Origin of the sequence: Tannockella kyphosi (assembly GCF_021054785.1) — a bacterium.
GTDB lineage: Bacteria > Bacillota_I > Bacilli_A > Erysipelotrichales > Coprobacillaceae > Tannockella > Tannockella kyphosi.
The window spans coordinates 1,901,252-1,926,301 of sequence record NZ_CP088239.1; the positions used below are offsets into that span (position 1 = coordinate 1,901,252).

Below are 25,050 nucleotides of genomic sequence, written 5' to 3' on the forward strand. Positions count from 1 at the left end.
CTTATTTTTCACCTTTAAGATCCAATAAGATATCTCTTAATTCCATCGCTCTTTCAAAATCCAAAGCTTTTGCAGCATCTTGCATTTGTTTTTCTAATTCTACTATCATTTCTTGTTTTTGTTTCTTGTTTGCTTTTCTTCCTTTGGAAATAAAGTCACTTGCTTGTTCTACTACTTCTTGACCACGAATCGCATCACGAATTTCTTTTTTAACTGTTTGTGGAGTAATACTATGCTTTTCATTATATGCTTTTTGTATTTCACGACGTCTGTTTGTTTCATCAATCGCATATTGCATTGAATCTGTAATCTTATCTGCATACATAATAACATGACCTTTGCTATTTCTAGCTGCACGTCCAATAGTTTGAATAAGTGAACGATTGCTACGTAAAAAACCTTCTTTATCCGCATCTAAAATACAAACCAAGCTAACTTCTGGTAAGTCCAAACCTTCTCTTAGTAAGTTAATACCTACTAATACATCATATTTCCCTAAACGTAATTCTCTAAGAATTTGAATTCTTTCTAATGTTTTTGTTTCTGAATGTAAATAAGCTACTTTAATACCTAATTCTTTTAAATAAGCACTTAAATCTTCTGCCATTCTTTTTGTTAAGGTAGTAATTAAAATACGTTCATTTACTTGTACCCGTTCATTAATTTGATAAACCAAATTATCAATTTGACCTTCACTGCCAATAATCTCTAATGTTGGATCTAACAATCCTGTTGGACGAATGATTTGTTCCACTACATCATGATCAACATGTCCTAACTCATAATCTCCTGGTGTTGCAGATACATAAATAGCTTGATTTACTAATCCTTCAAATTCTTCAAAAAATAAAGGACGATTATCTAATGCACTTGGTAAACGAAATCCATATTCTACTAATGTTGTTTTACGAGAACGATCACCATTATACATCCCTCTTACTTGTGGTAACATAACATGACTTTCATCTACTATAAGTAAGAAATCATCTGGAAAATAATCTATCAACGTATAAGGTCTTTGTCCACTAGCACGACCATCTATATGACGAGAATAGTTTTCAATCCCTGGACACATACCCACTTCTTTTAACATTTCTACATCATGATTCGTACGTTGTTCTAATCGTTGAAATTCTAATAACTTATTTTCATCTTTTAGTTCTTTTAAACGTTCTTGTAATTCTGCACTAATTGTAGTACAAGCATGCAACATTTGTTGCTTGTTTGTAACATAACCATAGGCTGGATAAATTGTATAAGTAGGATAGTTTTTTTGTGCTTTTCCTGTTAAAGGATCTACTTCACTAATCTTTTCTACCTCATCTCCAAATAATTCAATACGAATTAAATATGCTTCTGTATGTCCAGGAACAATTTCAACAACATCCCCTCTTACTCGAAATGTCCCTTTTGATTGATCCATATCATTACGTTGATATTGACGATCTACTAAAAATGTTAATAACTCTTTTCTATCTATTATTTGTCCTACTCGCACAGAAAAAATCATTTCTTTATACTGTTCGGGATTACTTGTTCCATAAATAGATGCAACAGAAGCCACTACGATAGTGTCTCTTCTTTCAATCAAAGAGTTCATAGCGGCTGAGCGTAACATTTCTATTTCATAATTAGTTTTTGAATTCTTATCGATATATAAATCTCTACCTGGAATATATGCTTCTGGTTGATAAAAATCGAAATTTGAAACAAAGTATTCTACTCGATTATGTGGGAAGAATTCTTTAAATTCAGAATATAATTGACCTGCTAGTGTCTTATTATGTGCTAACACTAACGTTGGTTTATTTACTTTTGCAATTACATTCGAAACAGTAAAAGTCTTTCCAGTCCCTGTACCACCCAATAATACCTGTTCTTTTTTACCTTGATGAATACCTTTTACTAATTCATCAATTGCTTTTACTTGGTCACCTTTTGGACTATATTGTGATTCTAACAAAAACTGTTCCATTTTTTCACCTCTAATTCAACATTGTTAATACTGCTTTATATTGTAAATCATTAGCATCATCTTGAATACAAATCATTGTTCTACCAATTAAATAATGATGATCCGCATTACTATAAACACCATCTACTTCTAAACCATAATCCGCTTCAAAAGCTTCCAAAGCTTCCTTTGTACTTTCTGAAAAATAACCATCCTGACGATCAACATCATACCCTAAAATAACTAACATCTTTTGCAAGGCAAGTACTCCTGTATCAACCATATCTTCACTCAAATCAGTAGTTAAATCAGCTGTACTAATATTAGAAATATCTAAATTTTCTACCTCTACATCCGGTATAATTCCAACTTCATCAATATATTGTCCATTTGCACTTAACCATCTTGCATACGTATATTTTAAAATAGAACCATCTGACAATTGATATTGTGTTTGTGCAGTTCCTTTACCATAACTAGTAGTCCCTACAATCGTATAATCCAACATATCTTGCAATGAAGTAGTTACTAATTCTGAAGCACTAGCAGAGCTTTCATTAATTAAAATATAACCACTATCAAAATGATACTTTGTACAATTTGTTGCATAAGTTACTTCTGCTGGACCACTATTTCCTTGCATTTGATAAATAGGATCTCCTGCTTCAATAAACAAATCTAAAATATCACTAGCAGCCGATAAATATCCACCACCATTATCTCTTAAATCAATAACCAATGTCTCTACACCCGTTGCTTCAAAAACTTGTAAAGCCGCTTCTACTTCACTACTTGTACTAGTTCCAAACGTAGTAATCTCAATATACCCAAATAAAGTTCCATTATAAGTACGAATTTCATATTCTGTAGAAATATCTACATCTTCTCTAGGTACATCCACACTAAACTCTTCTGTTCCTCTTAAAATAGTTAACGTTACATAAGTTCCTTCTTCACCACGAATAAGATCCACTACTTCATCTGAAGTTAATCCCTCCAAAGAAGTCCCATCTGCTTCCATAATAATATCCCCTACTTCTAACCCTAACTCACTAGAAGGAGTTTCCTCATAAACACGAGTAATCATTCCCCCTGTTTCTAACATATGAAACCCAACCCCAATACCAACATAAGTTCCACTAACAGAATCATTAAAAGTAGCTGCTTCCTCTACCGTTAAATAACTAGAATGAGCATCTCCTAATCCATCCACTAACCCTTCAATCGAATTACTTTCAAAATCAATATCTTCACCCGAACCATTATACCATTTTGACTCTATTACTTCATATGCTTCATCAAACAAAGCCTTCTCACTATTTAATACAATGGTAGTATCTTGAAAAAGCAAGCTTACTGCCAAACATACTACTAACATCACATTTATAATAAAGCTAACAATAAATGCTATATTATACTTCTTTTTTCTTATATTTTTATTCATTGAATTCACCTCGTTTCTATATTTTATCACATTAAGAACTTAATTTCATTAAAACTACGTTTTTATCAAAATAAGTTATAATATGGGAGAAAACAAGCACTTCTATTATCCTCTTTTCTTATAAAATTATACATTATATCTACTTAATTCCATTTTATAAGCTTTTAGACAATCGTAGTTTGACTTAGCGTTCTTTCAGTGCTACACTTACTTTATTAATACAAAATTACATAAGGGGGAGAAACAAATATGTATAATTTTGATGAAATTATTGACAGAACAAATACGAGTGCTGTTAGTACAGATGGATATCGAGGGTCCATCTTTAAAAATGGTGTTCCTGAAAACATCCCATACAAAGAAGAAGATTTAATTCGTATGTGGATTGCCGACATGGAACTAGCAACACCTGATGTTGTCTTAGACGCAATGAAAGAACGTCTAGATAGAAAAATACTAGGGTATACGAATATCTTTGGTGATGACTATGTAAACACTTTTTTAAATTGGTGTCAAAAACGTTATGATTGGTCTTTTGAAAAAGAAGAATTAATTATTTCTCATGGGATTGTTCCAGCACTTTTAGATTTAGCAGGAATCATATGTAAAGAAGATGAAAAGGTCCTTATTATGACACCATCTTATGTACATTTCCAAACTGCTGCTACTTTTAATGATCGTGATTTAGTTTGTAGTAACTTATTATATGAAGATGGTTATTATCAAATAGATTTTGATGACTTCAAAGAAAAAGCAAAAGATCCAAAAACAACATTATTTATCTTATGTAATCCTCATAACCCAAGTGGTCGTGTATGGTCAAAAGAAGAATTAGAAAAACTTGCTACTATTGTAGAAGAAAATAATTTATGGGTTATTTCAGATGAAATCCATTGTGATTTATTACGTAGAAATCAAACTCATATTCCTTTTGGTAAAATAATGCCTAACTATTCTCATTTAGTAACTGCAATGGCACCCAGTAAAACATTTAACTTAGCTGGTATGATGATATCGAATCTTCTTATTAGAGATAAAGAGTTATCTGCTACTTGGAAGAAACTTCATCATGGTGGAGAAAATCCACTAAGTCTTGTAGCCTGCCAAACTGCTTATGATAAAGGAGAACCTTGGTTAGAAGAATTAATTGATTACTTAGATGAAAACTTTGCTTATACCCAAACATTTTTACAAACTCATCTACCAAAAGCGAAATTCACTATTTCTCAAGCTACTTACTTAGCTTGGATTGATTTAAATGCTTATTTTGATAAAGGAGAAGATATTGCTGTCTTCTTTGCATGTAATGCAGGTGTTATTTTAGAAAGTGGAAATATGTTTGTTCAAAACTCTGAAGGTTTTGTACGATTAAACTTAGCTTGTCCTAAATCTCAAGTTGTAGAAGGATTAAGACGTATGGCTGAAGCGTTAGATAAAAAATAGATATGACATAATAATAGCGAATTGGCCTAACTGGTCGATTCGCTATTCTTATTTCTAGCAATAAATAAAATAACGAAGTAGCAACATACTACTCCGTTATCAAAAATTTATTTAACATTACCACATTTTTAAACTATGAATCATATAATCTGAATAAGCATGTGCTGTAGAACTTAATCCTCCATCCACTACTAATTCTGTACCATTACAATATGTTGACATATCACTAGCAAGGAATAAACAAGCTTCTGCAATTTCAGACACATTTCCGGCACGTTTAAGTGGGATTGTTTCTTCATAGCTAGCACGTAATTCTGCAAATTCTGGTGCTGCAACTAATGGTGTATCTACAAATCCTGGAAGTAAGCAATTTACACGTACATTGAATTTTGCGAATTCTAATGCACCTGTTTTAGATAAGGCTCTAACTGCCCATTTTGCACTACAATATGCTGCTCCAAATAATTGTCCATCAAGTCCACTGGTAGATGCAATATTAATGATTGATCCATTCCCTTGAGCTGCCATTAAACCTCCAATATATTTCATACCTAATAACACAGAAACTTGGTCTACTGAAACAACACGCATATATAATTCTACAGGGAAATCTAAAATTGGTTTATTTCCTCCAATACCTGCATTGTTTACTAAAACATCAACATGTCCATATTTTTCTTTTGCTAGTGCTGCAAGTTCTTTCCATTGTTCTTCATCAGCAACATCATGTTTATAAAACATTGCTTGATCACCTAGTTCTTTTTGATAAGATGTTCCAAGTTCTTCATTGATATCAGTTATAATAACTGTTGCACCTTCTTCAATAAAACGTTTTGCATATGCAGCACCCATACCACTAGCACCACCTGTTACAATTACTACTTTGTCTTTTAATAATTCCATCATATTTTCTCCTCCTATTTTATAAAGATATAAAGCGTCTTTATTCGCTATATTGATACTCAACAATATTTATTATTTTAGTCATAATACTTTTTAAATGTTTTCCATTTTTCCACATCATGTGGAAAAAGCATTGTATAACCATCTTTTTGTGCCTTTTGTAGACGAGCTAATGATTCCATAGCTGCTGTTTCATTCCAACAAAGCGAAAACTTTGTTTCTCCTTGTAAAGTAGCAAAATCATTACATGCATCTGCAGTCAATACAATACGTCCGTGTTTTTTAGTATTCAACACAAGACTTTGATGTCCTGGCGTATGTCCTGGTGTAAACCAAACAACAACAGATCCATCACCAAATAAATCATAACAATCATCCTCTATCCCTTTTAAAAACTTCCAATTCACTGCTTTATCAAAATCCTTAGCAATATAAAGTTGGTTAATAGGATATGGATAATTTTCATCATGTGCCGCTTGCCATTCACTCTCTTGGACTATATATGTTGCATTAGGGAAAAATCCAATACCACCACTGTGATCTAAATGGAGATGACTTTGAATAACATACTTAATATCTTCCACTTTCAGTCCAAGATTATCTAATGCATTGACTACCAATTCATTTTCTGTCATATCAACTTCAGAGATACTAGCAATTGTTGGACCCCAATATTCCGTTAAATTATCCATGCATTCAGGTGGCATTCCCGTATCAAAAAGTATCTTTCCATCTTTATGTTCTATTAAATAAAATGCAACTGGTGTTTTACCAGCACCTAGTTTTAATCCCCCAGCATATATATTATGAAGACGGACATAACCTTTTTCAAGACTACTCATAGTTTCTTCACTTCCTTTCTTTAGTTATTACATCAAAACAGCTAATAATAGTACATTATCTTGACGAATTTTATTAGATATGTTAAAAATGTAACAAACGTTACATTTATTATAATTTATTAAAAAACAGAAAGGAAGATACATAATCATTGATTTTGTTACACTTGAAGGAACTAAAATATGAAACAATCAGATAGAAGTAAACAATGGATTGCAGATGCACTACTCCTACTAATAAAAGACAATCCTTATCATCGAATTTCAATTACCGACATAACAACAAAAGCAGGAGTATCAAGACTTACATTTTATAGAAATTTTGAAAACAAAGAAGATATTCTTCAATTTCATTTTGACCGTGTATTTTCTGAATATATTTCATCTTTTCAAACATATGAAATAGATTTAGAACAAGCTTTATGCCAATGTTTTAATTTTTGGGGGAATTTAAATTCTGATATCAAAGTATATTTAAAAAATGATCTTCATATACTCATGTATCGACCTTTTGGAAAGTATGTAAACTATGTTTTATCAAAAGGAAAGTATAAAGATTTCTTTACTCCTACTCAACAAACATTTATTGTTGGTGGACTCTTTTCTTCGATGTTATCTTATGTAGAAAACGAATCCAAGCAAACCCCAGAACAGGCAACAAAAGCAGTATTAGAAATACTAAAACACAAATAACAATAAAGAAAAGGAAGAAATTAATTTCTTCCTTTTTATTTATAATATTCTTTTTCAAAGGCTGCTAGAGGTATTGGTCTAGAAAATAAGAATCCTTGGGCAGTATAACAATTGATTTCTTTTAAGAAATCAACTTGTTGCACTGATTCTACTCCTTCAAATATAATATCAAACCCTAATTCCCTAATCATTGTTACAATATTTTTAATAATAACTTTATTCTTTTGAACATCTTTATCTACTAAAAGATCATCAATAAAGCTTTTATCTAATTTAATAGTATCTACTACTAAATCTTTTAATAAATTTAAAGAAGAATATTCTGTTCCAAAATCATCGATTGAAACCATGATTCCATGATCACGTAACTCTTTAATAAAATTAGTAATAATATCTTTATCATCCATAAAAACACTTTCTGTTACTTCTAATTCAATCAAGTTACATGGTACTTGGTACTTCTCTAATAGTTTTAAAAAACGATTACAGAACGTTGTATCTTTCATATGTCCTCTAGATACATTCATAGAAATAGGTACTAATTGATGTCCTTTTTGTAATAGTTGTTGCATAAAAGTTAATGTTGCCTCGTAAATAGCAAAATCCATTCTTGTAATAAAACCATTTTTTTCAAACAAGCCAATAAACTCGATTGGAGAAATCATACTATCTCCTATCTTCCATCTTGCTAGTGCTTCAGCCCCACATATTTGGTTTGTACGAATATCAAACTTTGGTTGTAAAAATGGGATAAATTCATGATGTTCTAGTGCATAAGCTGCTCTATTTTCTAGTTGTTTTTCTCTAGCATTTAAGCTTTCTAAATCTTGATCATAGATTGTACATGTATTATCATACGTTCCTTTTGATGAAGTTCTAGCAATATTTGCTTTATCCATCAATAAATCAATATTCTTTTCTACCCCTATTTTATAAATACCACCAATCACTGTAATCTTAACATCACAAAACTTTTCTTGTTGCATTTGTTTAAACTGAACATTCACACTATCAATTTTATCTTCTAATTCTTGTTGTGTTTCATATCGAATCATTGCCACAAACTTATCATCTTCAACACGACAACAACATTCCTTATCACCAATATTCTTTTGAATCACATGAGCTAATGACTTCAATATATCATCCCCTGTTTCTCGAGACCAAATATCATTAATATATTTAAATTTATCAATATCTAAATAAATAATAGCGTACTTATCTTCTAATTCTAATAACTTCCTTGCTTCTTTTTTAAATTCTCGAAGTACTGGTAATCCTGTTAATTTATCAAAAATACTTTTATTTTCTTCTTCTTTTAGTTGTTTTTTTGTTTCAAAGTTTTCTACCTTTGTAGCCATTATTAATAAAAGAGCTTTCGTTTCTTCAATTTCTTGCACTGTTAAATATTTAGATCCTTCATAACGTTCAAATACAAAAAAACCTAATACACCTGCATCTTGTCCTTTTACAAAAGAGATACAAGCTTCACTTATTTCTTTATCTAAATGAGGAATATATCCTAAAGATTCTAATTTACTTTGGTATAAAGAGAAATTAGTAGTATGAATAAAAGTATCTTCTTCAAAATCAACTAACACCTCTTCCTTATGTTGATAATAAGATTTTGTGAAATCAACATTTTGTTCTTTTTCAACTGTTTTTGGTTCTTTTTGGTAGCCACATACAAACAAAGGAATACAAAATAATTCTGCATCTAATCGAATAAAAGAAGTAGCTAAATCATATTGATACGTTTGACATATTTTATTTTGTCCCACTAATATAGCTTGGGGAACAGATTCTTGCGCTATCATTTCTGTAGTGATTGATAATACTTTATTTGTATCTGACATATTTTTCTCCTTTTAAAACCTATATTATTTATACTATCACTTTATTTTCATTTTATCAATCCATTTAAAAAGTATAAAAAAAGAATCCCGAAGGATTCTTATTTTACTATTTGCTTAATTCAGCGAAATATTTAATAGTTCTAACCATGTTAGAAGTATATGAATTTTCGTTATCATACCAAGAAACTACTTGAACTTGAGAAGTTCCGTTTTCTAAAGTTGTAACTAAAGTTTGAGTTGCATCGAATAATGAACCATAAGTGATTCCAACGATGTCAGAAGATACTAATTCTTCTTCAGTGTAACCAAATGAATCAGTTGCAGCAGCTTTCATTGCAGCATTGATAGCATCTACAGTTACAGCACCTTCAACAACAGCATTTAAGATTGTAGTTGAACCAGTAGGTACAGGTACACGTTGTGCAGCTCCGATTAATTTTCCGTTTAATTCTGGGATAACTAAACCGATTGCTTTTGCAGCACCAGTTGAGTTAGGTACGATATTACATGCAGCAGCTCTTGCTCTTCTTAAATCACCTTTTGCATGTGGTCCGTCTAATACCATTTGATCTCCAGTGTAAGCATGGATTGTAGCCATGATACCTGAATGAATTGGAGCTAAATCATTTAATGCTTTAGCCATAGGTGCTAAACAGTTAGTTGTACATGAAGCTGCAGAGATGATTACATCATCAGCTGATAAAATTTCTTCATTTACACCAAATACTACAGTTGGTAAGTCATTTCCAGCAGGTGCTGAAATAACAACTTTTTTAGCTCCAGCATCAATATGTGCTTGAGATTTTGCTTTTGATACATAGAATCCAGTACATTCTAATACTACATCTACTTCTAAATCTCCCCAAGGTAAATCTTTTGCATCTCTTTCAGCATAGATTTTAATTTCTTTTCCATCTACAGTGATAGTATCTCCATCAACTGATACTTTATCAGCTAATGCATATCTACCTTGTGCTGAATCATATTTTAATAAATGTGCTAACATTTTAGGAGCTGTTAAATCGTTGATTGCAACAACTTCATATCCTTCTGCACCAAACATTTGTCTGAACGCTAAACGTCCAATACGACCAAAACCGTTAATCGCTACTTTTACTGCCATCGTTAATTCCTCCTTGAATTAGTAATTTTATTTTACAAAGACATTATATTTTAATTAGGAAATAAAAGCAACCATGAAACTGCTTTCATTGATAATTATTTTTCTTTTCAATGTAGAAAAAACTCTTTTATAATATGTTTTTAGGGATAATGAATAATTTCGGCTTTCTTTTCTATACTTAGTCATGGAGGTAAAAGAATGCAAGTAATACCAACTGTCATTGAAAAGACATCAAAAAGAGAATACGCTTACGATATTTATTCTCGTTTATTAGAAGAAAGAATTATTTTATTAACTGGTCCTATTGAAGATAATATGGCTAGTAGCATTATTGCACAACTACTATATTTAGAATCTGTTGATCCAACAAGTGAGATTTGTATGTATATTAACTCACCAGGAGGTAATATACATTCAGGGATGGCTATTTACGATACAATGAATTATATTCGTTGTGATGTTGTTACGATTTGTACTGGGATGGCTGCAAGCATGGCCGCATTCTTGTTAAGTGCTGGCAAGCAAGGCAAAAGAATGAGTTTACCTAATAGTGAGATTATGATTCATCAACCATTAGGAGCATATGAAGGACAAGCTAGTGATATTGAAATTAGTGCTAATCGTATTATGAAACAGAAACAAAAACTAACTGCTATTTTAGCTAAAAACTGTCATCAAGAAAGAACCAAGGTTGCAACTGATACAGATAGGGATTATTTTATGGATCCTAATGAAGCATTAGAATATGGTATTATTGATGAAATTATTGAAAAAGAAAACTACACGAAAGTGTAGTCTTTTTGATTTAACTATTTTATTGTTGTATTAAAATCTAAGATTATTCGTCTTCGAAATCATTTGCAATTAATTCTGGTTCTTCAATTTCTACGTCTACTTCTTCCTCTTCTGCATAAATATCATTCATATCGATATGTACTGCAGCAAAGTTATGACGACTACGTAAATCCCATTGATTTTCACCAACAGTAATAAAACGTCCATCTAAAGTAATATTTGTATAAAATAAAGAAATTTTTTCATCATGTTCTTCTGGAGTAAAACCTTTGATTTCTGTAATTTCAGTAAATAATTTTTGGAATGCCATTGGTTTTTTCTTTGCAGACATTAATTCAAATGCTACATCTACCATTGATTTGTTATTCATTTTCTTTCCTCCTACATTTTTTCAGGTGCACTTACACCAATTAAGTTTAACGCATTTTTTAAAGTAATACGTGTTGCTTCTACTAAAGCTAAACGTTGACTACTTAATGCTAGATTATCTTTATCAATTACATAACATTCATTATAGAAGCTATGGAATAATTGAGCAATCTTTTGAATATAATTAGCTATTTTATGAGGAGCACGAATAATGGCACTATCAATAATTTCATTTCTAAATTCATTAATATGTTTCACTAATTCGATTTCTTTATCATTCACTAATAACTCATAGCTTGTTGCCATTGTTACATTCGCTAATTCTGCCTGTTTTAAAATAGAACACATTCTTGCATGCGCATATTGTGCATAGTAAACAGGATTTTCGTTTGATTTTGATTTGGCTAAACCAATATCGAAATCAAATGGTGTATTTGCTGCTTTTGATGCAAAGAAGTAACGTGTTGCATCTGCTCCTATATCATCCATTAGGTCTTTAATAGTAACAGCGTTTCCTGTACGTTTTGACATCTTTACAGGTTCACCATTTTCTACCATACGAACCATTTGAATAATATCAATATTTAATTGATCTGCATTATATCCCATTGCTTGGATAGAAGCCTTCATACGATTGATATAACCATGATGATCTGCCCCTAATAAATCTACTAAATATTCATATCCTCGATCTAACTTATTTAAATGATAAGAAATATCTGGTGTTAAATAAGTATAACTTCCATCACCTTTAATTAATACACGATCTTTATCATCACCAAATTCAGTTGATTTAAACCATAAAGCTCCATCTAGTTCATAAGTATATCCAGCATCTTTTAGCTTTTCTATTGTTGGAACTACTCTATTTTCTGTATATAATGATGTTTCAGAAAACCATACATCATGATGGACACCAAACTCATGTAAGATATCTTTTATTTTTTCTAATTCATAATAAATACCTCTTTCTCTAAAGAAAACCAATGCTTCTTTTTCATCAGAATTTACATATTTATCAAAAACTTCTTCTTTTAATTTTTCTGCTATTTCAATAATATCTTTACCAGCATAACCATCTTCTGGTAATTCTTTTTCAATACCAAATAATTCTAAATAACGACAATATAATGAAATTGCTAGATTATTAATTTGATTACCAGCATCATTAATATAATACTCTGCAGTTACATCATATCCTGCCGCTTTCATAATACGTACAATACTATCTCCTACTGCCGCACCTTTTGCATGTCCTAAGTGTAAATCCCCTGTTGGATTTGCACTTACATATTCAATATTATATTTTATACCCTTACCATAATTTGTCATTCCATAATTTTCTTGTTCTAAAATAACATCATTAATAATAGAAGTCATTGCTGTTTTACTAACAAAAAAATTAATAAATCCAGGTCCTGCTATTTCTACTTTTTCAATACTTGCACTTTCTTTATCTAAAGAATTAATAATTTCATTCGCAATTTCTCTAGGATTACGTTTTAATAATTTTGTCATTTGCATTGCAATATTCGAAGAATAATCCCCATGACTAGTGTCCTTAGGTATTTCTATTACAATATTATTATTATCATATTCTTCTACAAAGCCGCATGTAACTACCGCATTATTTAAAGCGTCTTTAAGAGCTTGCTCCATTTTATTAACTGACATTTCCGTCCTCCTATACTCTTTTATCCATACCTTATAAACTATCAAAATCCCTCGTATAAGTCAATCTTTTTTTTAGATGTCCTACGCTCCTTACATCAATGGTGCCAATACTCGTAAGACTGCCTCAAATAGTCCATAAAATCTACCTTTTACAACATCTTCTTTTTTTATTTCTTTTCCTTTAGAAATTGTCTCAAAAAAATCATTTCTAACATCAATAACAGAAGGTGTTCGATACATATAAACCCCACATTCAAAATGTAAAAACAAACTACGATAATCCATATTCACTGTGCCTACGGTTGCAACATTATCATCACAAACATAAGTCTTGGAATGTAAAAATCCTGGCGTATATTCATAAATACGAACACCATTATCTATCAATCTTCCATAATAAGAACGTGTTACACGAAAGACTGTCTTTTTATCAGGAATACCCGGTGTACAAATACGGACATCCACTCCTCTTTTACTCGCTAATACTAATGCTGTATGAATTTGTTCATTAATAATTAAATAAGGAGTACATATATATAAATAAGAACATGCATGATTAATCATATTCAAATAGACATCTTGACCTACTGGATTTTCATCTAATGGAGAATCACCATAAGGTACTACTACACCTGGTTGTAATTCTTTGTTGTTATCATAATTTTTAGGATGATATTTTTGGAAATCTTCTTTTGTATTTTTAGAAGCATTCCATGTTTGTAAAAACATAACTGTTAAATTCCAAGTAGCTTGTCCTTCTAAACGAAGACCAGTGTCTTTCCAATGACCAAATCGTTCTTCTTTATTAATATATTCATCTGCAATATTAATTCCTCCAGTATAAGCTATTGTTCCATCAATCACTGTTATTTTACGATGATCACGATTATTCATTACAAAAGATACCAATGGTACAAAACGATTAAAAGCAATACATTGAATCCCATAAGATTCTAATACTTCATAATATTTATGATCCAATGTCATTAAACATCCCATGTCATCATATAAAAAACGTACTTCCACACCTTCTTGTACCTTTTGTCTTAAAACAGCTAAAATACTTTCTAACATTTCTCCTTCTTTTACAATAAAATATTCCATAAAAATAAAATGCTTTGCTTTCTTTAAATCCTCTAACAAAGCATCATAATTATCTTCACCTAAAGAATAATATGTTGTTTTTGTATTTGAATAACTAGGAAATTGTTCATTCAATAAATATTGTAATTGTGTCTTAATAGAACGATATTCTACTAAATGAAATACTTCCTCTTGTTGTTCTTGAAGATATTCAACAACTGGTTGTTGATCATAACATTCTCTTAATTTCTTAGATGGTTTCTTATTACCAAACACTAAATACATCATCCCACCTAAAACAGGCATTAATAATATCAATAAAATCCAGATCATCTTATATCCTGCTTCTACATTTTTATTAATAATATATAATACTGCTAACACACTCAGTATTTTTGCAATAAGATTAATTAAATAAAAACTATCAGCAGCCCCTATCCAAAACATTACAAATAAAAATAATTGTACAATAATTGCAAAAGACCATAAGAAAATCCTATTATGCAAATAACCTATTAACTTCATCATTATCTACCTCCAACATATTCACTAAAATAAACACATTCCCTATTACTTCTTTTTCTTGGAGTACTTCATATTTTAATTTAATTGTTTTTTCATTATATTCAACTAATAGTAATCTTGTGTTTAATACAATTGCACCATAAGGAGTATTATAAATATTTTCTACTATTTCATCTCTTAGTACAACAAAAGCTTTTCCAGTTGTTAAAACAACTTCCTCTTCTTTTATATGTATCTTAATATTCCCATAATTTTCATCATTAAAAGACACTTCTATTGCTTGATCATCAAATTCTCCTTGTCCTTTATAATAAACAGTAGATGGCTCTTGTCCTTCATAATGAAAGATAGCTTTATATTTTACTTTTACAAATTTTATCATCATATTCTCCTATTCTTGTCTATTATAGCATAATTTTGGGTAAAATAGGCACGGTGATAAGATGAAAAAAACAATCAAATGGATCATTTCATTAAGTATCCTATGTATCCTAACTATTATCTGTGCTTATATACTTATTTATATACTCATTAACCCAACTATTCAAGATACTTCTTTTCTTACACTCTATGATAATACAGAATCTGTTTTCTATGATACCTCTTCTTCTAAAGATGTTTCTTTAGAAGAAGTGAGTCCTTATTTTTTAGATGCTATTGTAGCAATTGAAGATCATCGTTTTTATAGTCATTATGGTTTTGATATTATTGGGATATTTCGTGCTATTTATACAAATATTAGCGAGTTATCTTTATCTCAAGGAGCTAGTACATTAAGCCAACAATATGCTAGATTAGTATATTTAGATAATGATAAAACATGGACTCGTAAAATAAAAGAAGCTATTTATACAATTGCTATAGAGACTCATTATGATAAAGCAGAGATATTAGAAGGTTATATAAATGAAGTATATTTTGGTCATGGGGTTTATGGTATCAAGGATGCTAGTTATTATTATTTTCAAAAAGAAGCTAGTGAATTAACTTTAGAAGAATCTGCTATGTTAGCAGGAGTGGTGAATGGGCCTAGTTATTATTCTCCACTTATTGATTATGAGGCTGCTACTAATCGTCAAACCATTGTATTAGATCGAATGTTAGAATTAGAGTATATTGACCAAGAACAATATACTTTAGCTAGTCAGAGTGAACTAGTTGTTGCTAGTGAAAATGAACTTAGTGAAGATCAGGATAGTTATTATTATAGAGATTTAGTTTTAACACAATTAGAGGAATTAGGTTATGATAAGGATCAAGGCTATGAGATATATACTACTCTAGATCCTGATTATCAAAGTGAGCTAATTCAATCTACTTCTAGTAATACTAATTCAAAAGTAGTACAAACTGCTTCTATTGTAGTAGAGCCTTATACTAGTAAGATTCTAGCATTGATGGGAGGAAATGATTATAGTGAAAGTACGTATAATAGAGCTCTTTATGCAAATAGACAAATTGGTAGTACAATTAAACCTTTTCTATATTATGTTGCTTTAGAAAATGGTTTTGATGCAACTACTTCTTTTCTAAGTGAACCAACTACTTTTATATTAGATGATGGTAATACTTATACCCCTCAAAACTATAATAATATATATGCTTATCAAAACATTACTTTAGCACAAGCTATTGCTGTTTCTGATAATATTTATGCTATGAAAACGCACTTGTTTTTAGGTGTTGATTATTTAACTGATTTCTTAGAATTATTTCATTATGATATTAGTGCTAGTGCCTCTTTAGCTTTAGGTACTTTAAATACAAATGTATATGATCTAGCAAACGTATATAATACGCTTGCTAGTGAAGGGGCTTATCAAGAGATTTATTGTATTGAAAAAATTATTGATAGTAATGGGACTACTGTATATGTTCATCGAGATGAACCTGTTCAATTATTAGATCAAGATAGTTGTTTGATTTTAGCCCAACTATTAACTGGTACTTTTGATAGTCAGTTTAATACTTATTTAAGTGCTACCCTTAGTGATTATACATTAGATGGTACTTATGCAGCAAAAACAGGTACTACTGATTATGATAGTTTAACTGTTGGATATAATCCTTCTATTTTAACTATTACTTGGGTGGGATATGATGATAATTTAGAGTTGGATGATTATAGTGATCGAGTGATTAGTAAGAGTGTTGTTATTGATATGTTAGAAAAGAATGCGAGTGAGGATGCTTCTTGGTATACGTTAAGTGATACATTGGAAGCAATAATGATTGATCCTTTAACAGGGTTACCTAGTGAGAATGGAACTATTTATTGGTTTAAAAAATAGAGCACATTGTGCTCTATTTTGGATAAAATACTTTGTTGTCTTCTTTGTTCTTTTTAGAGTTAGTAATTGCACCTACTATTTCCGATACCTCAGGTAAAGCAATAGTGCCATTTTCTACAATAATTTCTATTTCAGAAATAGCATGTTCTGAACCATAATAACGATATGGTTCTTGGCTTTGTTTGTCGCTAACTACATAGTATCTAGGATCATATCCTTGGTTAATGCATTGAAGACGAATGGATTCTTCTTTTTTTGCATCATCATAGGCAAATAGTTTTCGATTTAAGAAACGATTTGCTAAATCTTTTAAGATTTTATCATCACTTACTGTAAATCTTTTAAAATAATATAAGACTACGCTTTCATCTAAATCAACATATTGACTAGAAGAAATATTCCCTTTTAAAAATGGTTCTAAATAGAAAATATCTCCAAGATCATAACCTTCTTTATATAAGTCTTTGATTCTTCTAAAAGTACTAATTAATGTTTGTTCATAACTTCTAGCAGTAGGATGATAATAAACTTGCCAATACATATGATATCTAGCCAAGATATAATCTTCGATTGCTTGTACTCCTGATTTCTTATAAACAATACGTCCATCTTGGACTTTCATAATCCGTAATATTCTTTGTAAATCAAATTGACCATATGTTGTACCCGTAAAATAAGAATCTCTTAATAAATAATCCATTCGATCTGCATCTAACTGACTACTAGTCATTTGAACTAATACTTTATTAGGATGTTCTTTTTTTATAACACTACTAACTACTTTACTAAAACCTGGATGAAAGGATTCTAATATTTGATGAACTTCACTATCTTCTTCAATAATACGAATCGTAAAGTCTTCATGAAATACATCAAAGGCATCTTCAAAACAATGAGAAAATGGGCCATGACCTAGATCATGTAATAAAGCGGCACATTGTACTGTTAGTTTATCATAATCATTTAAGTTCTTTCCAATACAGTTATCTTTACACATTGTTTTTACTATTTTATATACTCCCAAAGAATGTGAAAAACGAGAATGTTCTGCACTTTGATATACTTGATAAGTACCACCTAATTGTTTAATACGACGTAATCGTTGCATTTCTTTTGTATCTATTAAGTCCATTATTAATTGATTTTCAACATAAATATAATTGTGTACAGCATCTCTAAACACTCGATTATGATCTAAATTAATGCTTTCTAATGTAAATGTTGTTGGTTCCATTATTATTCCTCCACTAATGTAAATCGATACATTGCTTCTACTTCTGGATACTTTTGTTTATCTACTAATGATAAAAACATTTCTTTATTACGTACAAATGTTTTATACTCTCCATATAATTGACGATAAATCACAACAGGCTCTAGTGTTTCACTATCCAACCCTTCCTCTACTACATAATACAACATTCCTTTAAAATGACGATATAAACGATTTATATATAATTTTCTTTCCATTTTAACACCCTCTTTTGCCCTTATTATACATCACTTTTCCTGTTTTTTCTAGGAAAGTAAGATAAGATTTGTTATACTGTTTTTGGAGGTGCATAATATGTATTCAAAAATTAATAGAGCTGCAGCTTATATCCAATCTTTTTACCATAATAAGATTGATTTAGCTATCGTATTAGGTTCTGGTTTAGGACCTTTAGCCGATGAAATTGAAAATCCAATCATTATTGATTACAAAGATATTCCTAATTTTCCTACTTCTTCTTTAGTAGGACATGCTGGACAATTAATTATTGGAACTCTTGCTGGTAAAACAGTACTTGCAATGAAAGGTCGTTTTCATTATTATGAAGGTCATGATATGGAAACTGTTGTATTACCAATTCGAGTATTTAAGAAATTAGGAATTGAAAACTTAATTCTTACGAATGCTTGTGGTGGTATTCGTGAAGATTTAAATCCTGGTCAAATTATGTTGATCACAGACCATATTGGTTTCTACTGTCCAAGTCCATTACGTGGTCCTAACTATGATGAGTTTGGTCCTCGTTTCAAAGATATGACAGAAGTATATTCTAAAAAAATAGGTGCTATTGCCTTAGATGTTGCTAAAAACAATAATATTTCATTAGCCAAAGGTGTGTATGCATTCTTTAAAGGACCTATGTATGAAAGTCCTGCTGAAATCTTAGCTTATAAAGCATTAGGTGCTGATACAGTAGGGATGTCTACTGTTCCTGAAGCAATTGTTGCTAGACACTGTGGAATGACTACTTTAGGTATTTCTTTAATCACAAATAAGGCTGCTGGTCTTGGAAATAGTGAATTAAGTCATAGTGAAGTAGTAGAAGCTGCCAATGCAGCAGAAAAGAATTTAGTTACTTTAGTCACTGGTATTGTAAAAGAATGGTAAAAACATGAAGAAATTCATGTTTTTTTATTTTTTGGTTATACTAACCAAAAAGGAGAATGAATGTGTGTACTTCTATTACTTTAGAAAGCTTTGATAATTATCATTTTATAGGTAGAACAATGGATATTGAATATGATTTTCAACAGTCTACCTTATGTATACCTAGAGATTATTTATGGACTAATCGTTATGATAAATCTTTTCATCATAATCGTTATGCTATTATAGCCATGGGTTGTGTGGTAGAAAACCACCCTTTACTTGCTGATGGGATGAATGAAGTAGGACTAGCCATTACGGCCTTAAATTTCCCTACCTATTGTGTTTATGAACAACCCAATTCCAATTCCATTAGTGCTTATGATGTAGTTTTACAACTAGTTGGTAGTTGTAAAACTACACAAGAAGCAAAACAACAATTAGAAAGTTGTGCAATAATAGATTATCCCTTTAACAAAGAACTGCCTTTACCTTCTTTGCATTGGATGATTTATGATAAAAGTGGAACTTGTTTGGTGGTAGAAATTACTAAAAATGGTAAAAAGATCTATGATAATCCAGTTGGGGTACTAAGCAATGCTCCTACTTTTGATTATCATTTAATGTCTTTACATAGATATAGTGGTTTAAGCAACAAAAATCCAGCTAGTACACTTTGGGGTAATTATAAGATGCAAGGAGATGGCGTAGGACTCGGGATGATGGGTATTCCTGGTGATTTCTATTCGAATTCACGTTTTGTAAGAGCTAGTTGTTTGCGAGAGTTTTCTAATACAAATAAAAATAAAGAAAAAACATTATCCAATCTCTTTCATATATTAGATAATGTAGCAATGATTTCTGGTGTTGCTTGTTGCAATAACTTTCATCACATTGCAATATACACCTGTGTTATGTCACTAGAAACAGGAACTTATTATTATAAAACATATGATAATTCATCTTGGAATGCTACTTCTTTTGATAGGATGAATCTTAATAAAAAGAATATTACTGTTTTCCCTTATTTCAATACTCCTACTATTCATTATTATAAATAGACTTTTCATCTAATGAAAAAATAGGCTTGTTTTTGTTTTTTGATATATACTTTTATTTGTAAATAACAAGGAGGAACAGATAATGGCAGAAGGTGTTAAGATTGTTACAATTGGTGGAGGAAGTAGTTATACTCCAGAATTGATGGAAGGATTTATTAATCGTTTTGATGAATTACCTATTCGTGAAATGTGGTTAGTAGATATTGAAGCAGGAAAAGAAAAGATGGAAATCGTAGGTGAAATGGCTCAACGTATGTGGGATGCATCTCCTTATGATGTAAAAGTACATTTAACATTAGATAGAAGAGAAGCATTAAAAGATGCTGATTTTGTTACTACACAATTCCGTGTTGGTTTATTAAATGCACGTATTAAAGATGAAAGAATTCCTTTCTCTTATGGTATGTTAGGACAAGAAACAAATGGTGCTGGAGGAATGTTTAAAGCATTTAGAACAATCCCTATTATTTTAGGTATTGTAGATGATATGCGTGAATTATGTCCAAATGCATGGTTAGTTAACTTTACAAATCCAAGTGGTATGGTTACAGAAGCAATTATTAAATATGGGAAATGGGACAGAGTAATTGGTTTATGTAACGTACCAGTTGGTGCAATGATGAAAGAACCTGAAATGTTAGGTTTAGAATTAAAAGATTTAATTTATCAATTTGCTGGTTTAAATCATTTCCATTGGCATAAAGTAAGTGATCAAAAAGGAAATAATGTTACTGCACAAATTATTGATAAAATGTATAGTGAAGATTCTGGTATTCCAGCAAATATTCATGATATTAAATTCTCTAGAGAATTAGTTGATCAAATGGGAATTATTCCTTGTGGTTACCATCGATATTATTATATGGCAGATGAAATGTTACAACATGGTATTGAAGAATATAATACGATTGGTACTCGTGGTCAACAAGTAAAACAAACAGAAGCAGAATTATTTGAATTATATAAAGATCCTAATTTAGACCATAAACCAGAACAATTAGCGAAACGTGGTGGAGCTCATTATTCTGATGCTGCTTGTGAAACTATTGCATCTATTTATGCTGATAAGAAAACACATGTTGTTGTTTCTTGTAAAAATAATGGTGCTATCCCTGATTTACCTAATGATAGTGCTGTAGAAGTTTCTGCTTATATTACTGCTGCTGGACCAATGCCAATTGCATGGGGACCAATGGAACCAGCTCAAAGAGGTTGGTTACAAGTAATGAAAGCAATGGAAGAATGTGTTATTGAAGCTGCTGTAACTGGTGATTATGGATTAGCGTTACAAGCATTTACTTTAAATCCACAAGTAAGATCTGGAGCATGTGCAAAACAAGTTTTAGATGAATTATTAGTAGCTCATAAAGCTCATTTACCTCAATTTGCAGATAAAATCGCTGAATTAGAAGCTGCAGGTGTTGTTGTAAAAGACGAAATTGCAAGAGACTTAGTTTAATTTTCAAAGGAAGAGTGAACTCTTCCTTTTTTTATGCTATGATAAATGCAATGAGGTGAGGATATGAAAGAAAGATATGAATTATTGATTCAACAATTAGATGCATTATTTGAAGGAGAAAGTGATCAAATAACAATCCTTAGTAATGCTTCTGCATTACTATTCCATAATCTAGACAATCTTAATTGGGCTGGTTTTTATTTGTATAAAAATAGTGAATTAATATTAGGACCTTTTCAAGGAAAAGTTGCTTGTATGCATATTCCTTTAAATAAAGGTGTGTGTGGGAAAGCAGCTAGTACTAGAGAAATACAATGCATTGAAAATGTTCATGATTTTCCTGGACATATTGCTTGTGATGGGGCAAGTAATTCAGAGATTGTTGTTCCAATTGTGATTGATAATGAATTGTTTGGAGTTTTAGATATTGATTCTTTTGAATTTAGTAATTTTAATGAAATAGATGTTACTTATTTAGGTTTATTTATAGAACATTTAATAAAATATTTATAGGGAGAATTGTTATGATACGTTATGGGATTTTAAGTACTGCTAGTATTGCAAAGAGATTTATTGATGGAGTTCGTGAATCAAAAGATGGTTGTGTGGTAGCTATTGCATCAAGAAGTGTAGAAAAAGCACAAAGTGCTGCAAAGGAATTTGGTATTGATACTTATTATGGAAGTTATGTAGAATTATTTGAAGATGAATCGATTGATATTGTCTATATTCCTACTATGAATGAATTACATTATCGTGATTGTAAGATGGCATTAGAACATGGAAAACATGTTCTAATGGAAAAACCTTTTGTTTTGGTTGAAAAAGATGCAAAAGAGTTATTTGATCTTGCAAAAGAAAAAGGATTATTTTTAATGGAAGTTCAAAAATCAGTTTTTTTACCAACTACTAAGAAAGTAAAAGAACTAATAGAAAGTGATGAAATAGGTGAGGTTCGTTATATTGAACTAAAAGCTAGCTTTCCAGCTAGATTTACGACTGATCATTGGATGTATAATTTAAAAATGGGTGGTGGTTCTCTATATGGTAGTGCTACTTATACTATTGAATTATTACAATATTTATTTGATGATCCGACTATGGAAATTGATGGTAGTATGATACCTGGTCCTAATGGAATAGATGAAATGTGTAATTTCCAATTATGCATCAATAACTTTATTTTAGTTTCTTCTACTATTACCATGAATATTGCATTACCTAACCAAGCTGTTATTTATGGAGCAAAAGGATATATCGTAATTCCTAATTATTGGAAGTCAAATCATTGTGTTGTTCACTATCCTGATGGTTCTACTAAACAATATGATTTCCCTTATCAAAGTGAATTTGTATATGAAATAGAACATGTCCATGACTGTATCAAAAAAGGACTCTTAACAAGTCCTATTATGCATCCTAATAAAACCATAGAAACAGTCCGTTTAGTACATCTTCTACAACATAAATGGCATAAAATATAGACGAGCTAAGCTCGTCTTTTTTATACAAATAAGATTAATAAAGTAATACAAATAATAATACTTATAATAATACTAATTGAATTTGTCATTGCTGGTACATCTTTTTTATAGCCACATTGTAATATAAAAACAGGTGCAATCGTAGATAAAGGAGAATATACAGTCAATACCAATACTTGCTTTGCAAGGATTGGTAAAGGAATAACAAAATAAATAAGTAACGCTAATAATGTATTTACTCCATATCTTGTTACCAAAATACGGATAACATCTCCAATTTCTTCTTTACTAATCTTTAATTCTAATAATACCCCAATCATCAACATTACTAAAAATCCATTTGCATCACCAACATAACTACAAATTGTCATTACTTCTTCTGGTAATGATAATTCAAAAATAGCCATTACTACAATTACCATATATGTTAAAAAAGGTGGTGAAGCTTTTAATTTATCTGTTAAATCTTTTAGGTGAAACTTTGTCTTTTGGGTTGCAACAGCACTAGCTAAAGCAAAGCTACCTCCTAATACCATAATCGCATTCCCAACATCAAACATACAGATATATGCTACTCCTACTCCTGGAAAGAACGCTTCACAAAAAGGAATAATAAAATTACCAATATTATACCCTGAACAACAAAGCATATAATTTGCTTTATCTGTTGGTTCTTTTTTGATACTAACTAAATAAGCACTTAATAATAGTACAAGATTAAATATTAACCCTAAACATAAAACAACAAGCATTGTTGCATCAAAACTTATTCCTGTTGCACTTGTAAAAAGAGCACAAGGCAATGTTACATTCATAATGATGGCTGCTAATGTATAACCATCTTCTTTTTTTACCATTTTTAATTTTTTTAATACTACCCCTGCTAAAATCACTAAGATAAAACCTAATGACTGAACTAATACATCTTTCATTGCCAATCCTCCACTGCTCTATTTTATCTTATTCCTATCATTAATAAGCATAATTTCAAACAAAGAAAAAGAGCTTACGCTCTTTTAATCTTTATTATCATAGTAATGTTTTACTAAGAATTGTGTTTTACGAATATGATTTTGAATCTTTTCTTTTGCTTTTTCTTTGTCTCTTTCTACAATTGCTTCATAGATTTCACGATGTTCAATTGCTGCACTTTCTAAACGTTTTGGTTGACGAATAGAATGTCTTGAAGTGACATGAATATAGTAATTAATATCTTTTAGTAATTGTTCGAAATATAAAGATTGTGTTCCTTTATAAATAGACTCATGGAAACTAATATTTAATTCATTGAATTTATCTTGGTCTCCTTTTTTAGCATAGAACTCCATTAAATCATAGATCTCTTTGATTTTCGCTAATTGAGATTCATCAATTCTTTCAATCGCTAATTGAATTGCTAATCCTTCTAATGCATAACGGATTTCTAACATATCATCAATATCTCGTCCTGAAAAGCCTAATACATATACTCCTTTATTAGGAATACTTTTTACTAAACCTTCTAATTCTAACTGTTTTAAAGCTTCTCGGATTGGTGTTCTAGAAATGTTTAACTCTTTTGACAAAGCTACTTCATTTAATTTTTGACCAGCCTTATATTCTTCATTTAAAATTTTATCTCTTAGAACTATAAAAATACGACTACCTAATGACCCATGTGTTGTGTTTTCAAATATTTTATTCGTCATATTATCC

Annotated in this window: 23 protein-coding genes; 9 read left to right on the plus strand and 14 right to left on the minus strand. The window is 30.5% G+C overall.

The window, feature by feature from the left end; genetic code table 11:
• Position 1: 1 nt before the first annotated feature.
• Positions 2-1,975 (minus strand): excinuclease ABC subunit UvrB, encoded by a 1,974-nt coding sequence (gene uvrB / locus LRR82_RS09245; protein WP_249029141.1) that lies wholly within the window; start codon positions 1,973-1,975, stop codon positions 2-4.
• Positions 1,976-1,985: 10 nt separating this feature from the next.
• Entirely contained in the window at positions 1,986-3,398 is a 1,413-nt protein-coding gene (locus tag LRR82_RS09250) for a S41 family peptidase (RefSeq protein ID WP_249029142.1), read from the minus strand.
• A gap of 249 nt (positions 3,399-3,647) precedes the next feature.
• Here LRR82_RS09250 and LRR82_RS09255 point away from each other — a divergent pair, with 249 nt between their 5' ends.
• Positions 3,648-4,841, plus strand: a complete 1,194-nt coding sequence (locus LRR82_RS09255) for a MalY/PatB family protein (RefSeq protein WP_249029143.1) — start codon at positions 3,648-3,650, stop codon at positions 4,839-4,841.
• Positions 4,842-4,958: 117 nt separating this feature from the next.
• Here LRR82_RS09255 and LRR82_RS09260 read toward each other — a convergent pair whose 3' ends face one another.
• Positions 4,959-5,747, minus strand: coding sequence for an SDR family NAD(P)-dependent oxidoreductase (locus LRR82_RS09260; RefSeq protein WP_249029144.1), 789 nt, complete (start codon positions 5,745-5,747; stop codon positions 4,959-4,961).
• Between the two features lie 74 nt (positions 5,748-5,821).
• On the minus strand, positions 5,822-6,586 hold the full coding sequence (locus tag LRR82_RS09265; protein WP_249029145.1) for an N-acyl homoserine lactonase family protein: 765 nt from the start codon (positions 6,584-6,586) through the stop codon (positions 5,822-5,824).
• Between the two features lie 180 nt (positions 6,587-6,766).
• Here LRR82_RS09265 and LRR82_RS09270 point away from each other — a divergent pair, with 180 nt between their 5' ends.
• Positions 6,767-7,276 (plus strand): TetR/AcrR family transcriptional regulator, encoded by a 510-nt coding sequence (locus tag LRR82_RS09270; protein WP_249029146.1) that lies wholly within the window; start codon positions 6,767-6,769, stop codon positions 7,274-7,276.
• Between the two features lie 35 nt (positions 7,277-7,311).
• Here LRR82_RS09270 and LRR82_RS09275 read toward each other — a convergent pair whose 3' ends face one another.
• Entirely contained in the window at positions 7,312-9,132 is a 1,821-nt protein-coding gene (locus LRR82_RS09275) for a putative bifunctional diguanylate cyclase/phosphodiesterase (protein WP_249029147.1), read from the minus strand.
• 106 nt (positions 9,133-9,238) lie between these two features.
• A complete protein-coding gene (gene gap / locus LRR82_RS09280; protein ID WP_249029148.1) occupies positions 9,239-10,255 on the minus strand; it encodes a type I glyceraldehyde-3-phosphate dehydrogenase in 1,017 nt (338 codons plus the stop codon).
• Positions 10,256-10,453: 198 nt separating this feature from the next.
• Here gap and LRR82_RS09285 point away from each other — a divergent pair, with 198 nt between their 5' ends.
• On the plus strand, positions 10,454-11,050 hold the full coding sequence (locus tag LRR82_RS09285) for an ATP-dependent Clp protease proteolytic subunit (RefSeq protein WP_249029149.1): 597 nt from the start codon (positions 10,454-10,456) through the stop codon (positions 11,048-11,050).
• A gap of 43 nt (positions 11,051-11,093) precedes the next feature.
• Here LRR82_RS09285 and rpoE read toward each other — a convergent pair whose 3' ends face one another.
• The 4 genes from rpoE to LRR82_RS09305 form a co-directional block, all read right to left on the minus strand.
• The gene (gene rpoE / locus LRR82_RS09290; protein ID WP_249029150.1) at positions 11,094-11,420 is read right to left on the minus strand and encodes a DNA-directed RNA polymerase subunit delta; all 327 of its coding nucleotides are present in this window, start codon (positions 11,418-11,420) and stop codon (positions 11,094-11,096) included.
• Positions 11,421-11,431: 11 nt separating this feature from the next.
• A complete protein-coding gene (gene argS, locus LRR82_RS09295; RefSeq protein ID WP_249029151.1) occupies positions 11,432-13,093 on the minus strand; it encodes an arginine--tRNA ligase in 1,662 nt (553 codons plus the stop codon).
• 90 nt (positions 13,094-13,183) lie between these two features.
• Complete coding sequence (cls, locus tag LRR82_RS09300; protein ID WP_249029152.1) at positions 13,184-14,704, minus strand: cardiolipin synthase; 1,521 nt, start codon at positions 14,702-14,704, stop codon at positions 13,184-13,186.
• Entirely contained in the window at positions 14,676-15,083 is a 408-nt protein-coding gene (locus LRR82_RS09305; RefSeq protein WP_249029153.1) for a DUF1934 domain-containing protein, read from the minus strand. The genes cls and LRR82_RS09305 overlap by 29 nt, the downstream gene beginning before the upstream one ends.
• Positions 15,084-15,144: 61 nt before the next feature.
• On the opposite strand from LRR82_RS09305, the gene LRR82_RS09310 reads away from it, so the two are divergent.
• On the plus strand, positions 15,145-16,992 hold the full coding sequence (locus LRR82_RS09310) for a transglycosylase domain-containing protein (RefSeq protein ID WP_249029154.1): 1,848 nt from the start codon (positions 15,145-15,147) through the stop codon (positions 16,990-16,992).
• Between the two features lie 13 nt (positions 16,993-17,005).
• On the opposite strand, the gene LRR82_RS09315 is transcribed toward LRR82_RS09310, so the two are convergent.
• Both LRR82_RS09315 and LRR82_RS09320 read right to left on the minus strand, forming a co-directional pair.
• Complete coding sequence (locus tag LRR82_RS09315; protein WP_249029155.1) at positions 17,006-18,226, minus strand: HD domain-containing protein; 1,221 nt, start codon at positions 18,224-18,226, stop codon at positions 17,006-17,008.
• Positions 18,227-18,228: 2 nt separating this feature from the next.
• Entirely contained in the window at positions 18,229-18,462 is a 234-nt protein-coding gene (locus LRR82_RS09320) for a DUF1653 domain-containing protein (RefSeq protein ID WP_249029156.1), read from the minus strand.
• Between the two features lie 97 nt (positions 18,463-18,559).
• Between LRR82_RS09320 and LRR82_RS09325 the strand changes: the two genes are divergently transcribed.
• The 5 genes from LRR82_RS09325 (at position 18,560) to LRR82_RS09345 (ending at position 23,355) form a co-directional block, all read left to right on the plus strand.
• Entirely contained in the window at positions 18,560-19,372 is an 813-nt protein-coding gene (locus LRR82_RS09325; protein WP_249029157.1) for a purine-nucleoside phosphorylase, read from the plus strand.
• A 56-nt stretch (positions 19,373-19,428) separates the two neighbouring features.
• The gene (locus LRR82_RS09330; RefSeq protein ID WP_249029158.1) at positions 19,429-20,412 is read left to right on the plus strand and encodes a linear amide C-N hydrolase; all 984 of its coding nucleotides are present in this window, start codon (positions 19,429-19,431) and stop codon (positions 20,410-20,412) included.
• A gap of 82 nt (positions 20,413-20,494) precedes the next feature.
• Positions 20,495-21,871: a 6-phospho-beta-glucosidase gene (locus LRR82_RS09335; RefSeq protein ID WP_249029159.1), complete on the plus strand. Its 1,377-nt coding sequence runs from the start codon at positions 20,495-20,497 to the stop codon at positions 21,869-21,871.
• 63 nt (positions 21,872-21,934) lie between these two features.
• Positions 21,935-22,384: a GAF domain-containing protein gene (locus LRR82_RS09340; RefSeq protein WP_249029160.1), complete on the plus strand. Its 450-nt coding sequence runs from the start codon at positions 21,935-21,937 to the stop codon at positions 22,382-22,384.
• Between the two features lie 11 nt (positions 22,385-22,395).
• A complete protein-coding gene (locus tag LRR82_RS09345; RefSeq protein ID WP_249029161.1) occupies positions 22,396-23,355 on the plus strand; it encodes a Gfo/Idh/MocA family protein in 960 nt (319 codons plus the stop codon).
• A 20-nt stretch (positions 23,356-23,375) separates the two neighbouring features.
• Here the strand turns inward: LRR82_RS09345 and LRR82_RS09350 are convergent, their stop codons facing one another.
• Both LRR82_RS09350 and LRR82_RS09355 read right to left on the minus strand, forming a co-directional pair.
• A complete protein-coding gene (locus LRR82_RS09350; RefSeq protein ID WP_249029162.1) occupies positions 23,376-24,287 on the minus strand; it encodes an AEC family transporter in 912 nt (303 codons plus the stop codon).
• Positions 24,288-24,371: 84 nt separating this feature from the next.
• Entirely contained in the window at positions 24,372-25,043 is a 672-nt protein-coding gene (locus LRR82_RS09355) for a GntR family transcriptional regulator (protein WP_249029163.1), read from the minus strand.
• Positions 25,044-25,050 lie beyond the last annotated feature (7 nt).

Bases quoted from the DNA above. Each gene is read 5' to 3' on its own strand.
- uvrB (WP_249029141.1), bottom strand. From the start codon at position 1,975: ATGGAACAGTTTTTGTTAGAATCACAATATAGTCCAAAAGGTGACCAA.
- LRR82_RS09250 (WP_249029142.1), bottom strand. From the start codon at position 3,398: ATGAATAAAAATATAAGAAAAAAGAAGTATAATATAGCATTTATTGTT.
- LRR82_RS09255 (WP_249029143.1), top strand. From the start codon at position 3,648: ATGTATAATTTTGATGAAATTATTGACAGAACAAATACGAGTGCTGTT.
- LRR82_RS09260 (WP_249029144.1), bottom strand. From the start codon at position 5,747: ATGATGGAATTATTAAAAGACAAAGTAGTAATTGTAACAGGTGGTGCT.
- LRR82_RS09265 (WP_249029145.1), bottom strand. From the start codon at position 6,586: ATGAGTAGTCTTGAAAAAGGTTATGTCCGTCTTCATAATATATATGCT.
- LRR82_RS09270 (WP_249029146.1), top strand. From the start codon at position 6,767: ATGAAACAATCAGATAGAAGTAAACAATGGATTGCAGATGCACTACTC.
- LRR82_RS09275 (WP_249029147.1), bottom strand. From the start codon at position 9,132: ATGTCAGATACAAATAAAGTATTATCAATCACTACAGAAATGATAGCG.
- gap (WP_249029148.1), bottom strand. From the start codon at position 10,255: ATGGCAGTAAAAGTAGCGATTAACGGTTTTGGTCGTATTGGACGTTTA.
- LRR82_RS09285 (WP_249029149.1), top strand. From the start codon at position 10,454: ATGCAAGTAATACCAACTGTCATTGAAAAGACATCAAAAAGAGAATAC.
- rpoE (WP_249029150.1), bottom strand. From the start codon at position 11,420: ATGAATAACAAATCAATGGTAGATGTAGCATTTGAATTAATGTCTGCA.
- argS (WP_249029151.1), bottom strand. From the start codon at position 13,093: ATGTCAGTTAATAAAATGGAGCAAGCTCTTAAAGACGCTTTAAATAAT.
- cls (WP_249029152.1), bottom strand. From the start codon at position 14,704: ATGATGAAGTTAATAGGTTATTTGCATAATAGGATTTTCTTATGGTCT.
- LRR82_RS09305 (WP_249029153.1), bottom strand. From the start codon at position 15,083: ATGATAAAATTTGTAAAAGTAAAATATAAAGCTATCTTTCATTATGAA.
- LRR82_RS09310 (WP_249029154.1), top strand. From the start codon at position 15,145: ATGAAAAAAACAATCAAATGGATCATTTCATTAAGTATCCTATGTATC.
- LRR82_RS09315 (WP_249029155.1), bottom strand. From the start codon at position 18,226: ATGGAACCAACAACATTTACATTAGAAAGCATTAATTTAGATCATAAT.
- LRR82_RS09320 (WP_249029156.1), bottom strand. From the start codon at position 18,462: ATGGAAAGAAAATTATATATAAATCGTTTATATCGTCATTTTAAAGGA.
- LRR82_RS09325 (WP_249029157.1), top strand. From the start codon at position 18,560: ATGTATTCAAAAATTAATAGAGCTGCAGCTTATATCCAATCTTTTTAC.
- LRR82_RS09330 (WP_249029158.1), top strand. From the start codon at position 19,429: ATGAATGTGTGTACTTCTATTACTTTAGAAAGCTTTGATAATTATCAT.
- LRR82_RS09335 (WP_249029159.1), top strand. From the start codon at position 20,495: ATGGCAGAAGGTGTTAAGATTGTTACAATTGGTGGAGGAAGTAGTTAT.
- LRR82_RS09340 (WP_249029160.1), top strand. From the start codon at position 21,935: ATGAAAGAAAGATATGAATTATTGATTCAACAATTAGATGCATTATTT.
- LRR82_RS09345 (WP_249029161.1), top strand. From the start codon at position 22,396: ATGATACGTTATGGGATTTTAAGTACTGCTAGTATTGCAAAGAGATTT.
- LRR82_RS09350 (WP_249029162.1), bottom strand. From the start codon at position 24,287: ATGAAAGATGTATTAGTTCAGTCATTAGGTTTTATCTTAGTGATTTTA.
- LRR82_RS09355 (WP_249029163.1), bottom strand. From the start codon at position 25,043: ATGACGAATAAAATATTTGAAAACACAACACATGGGTCATTAGGTAGT.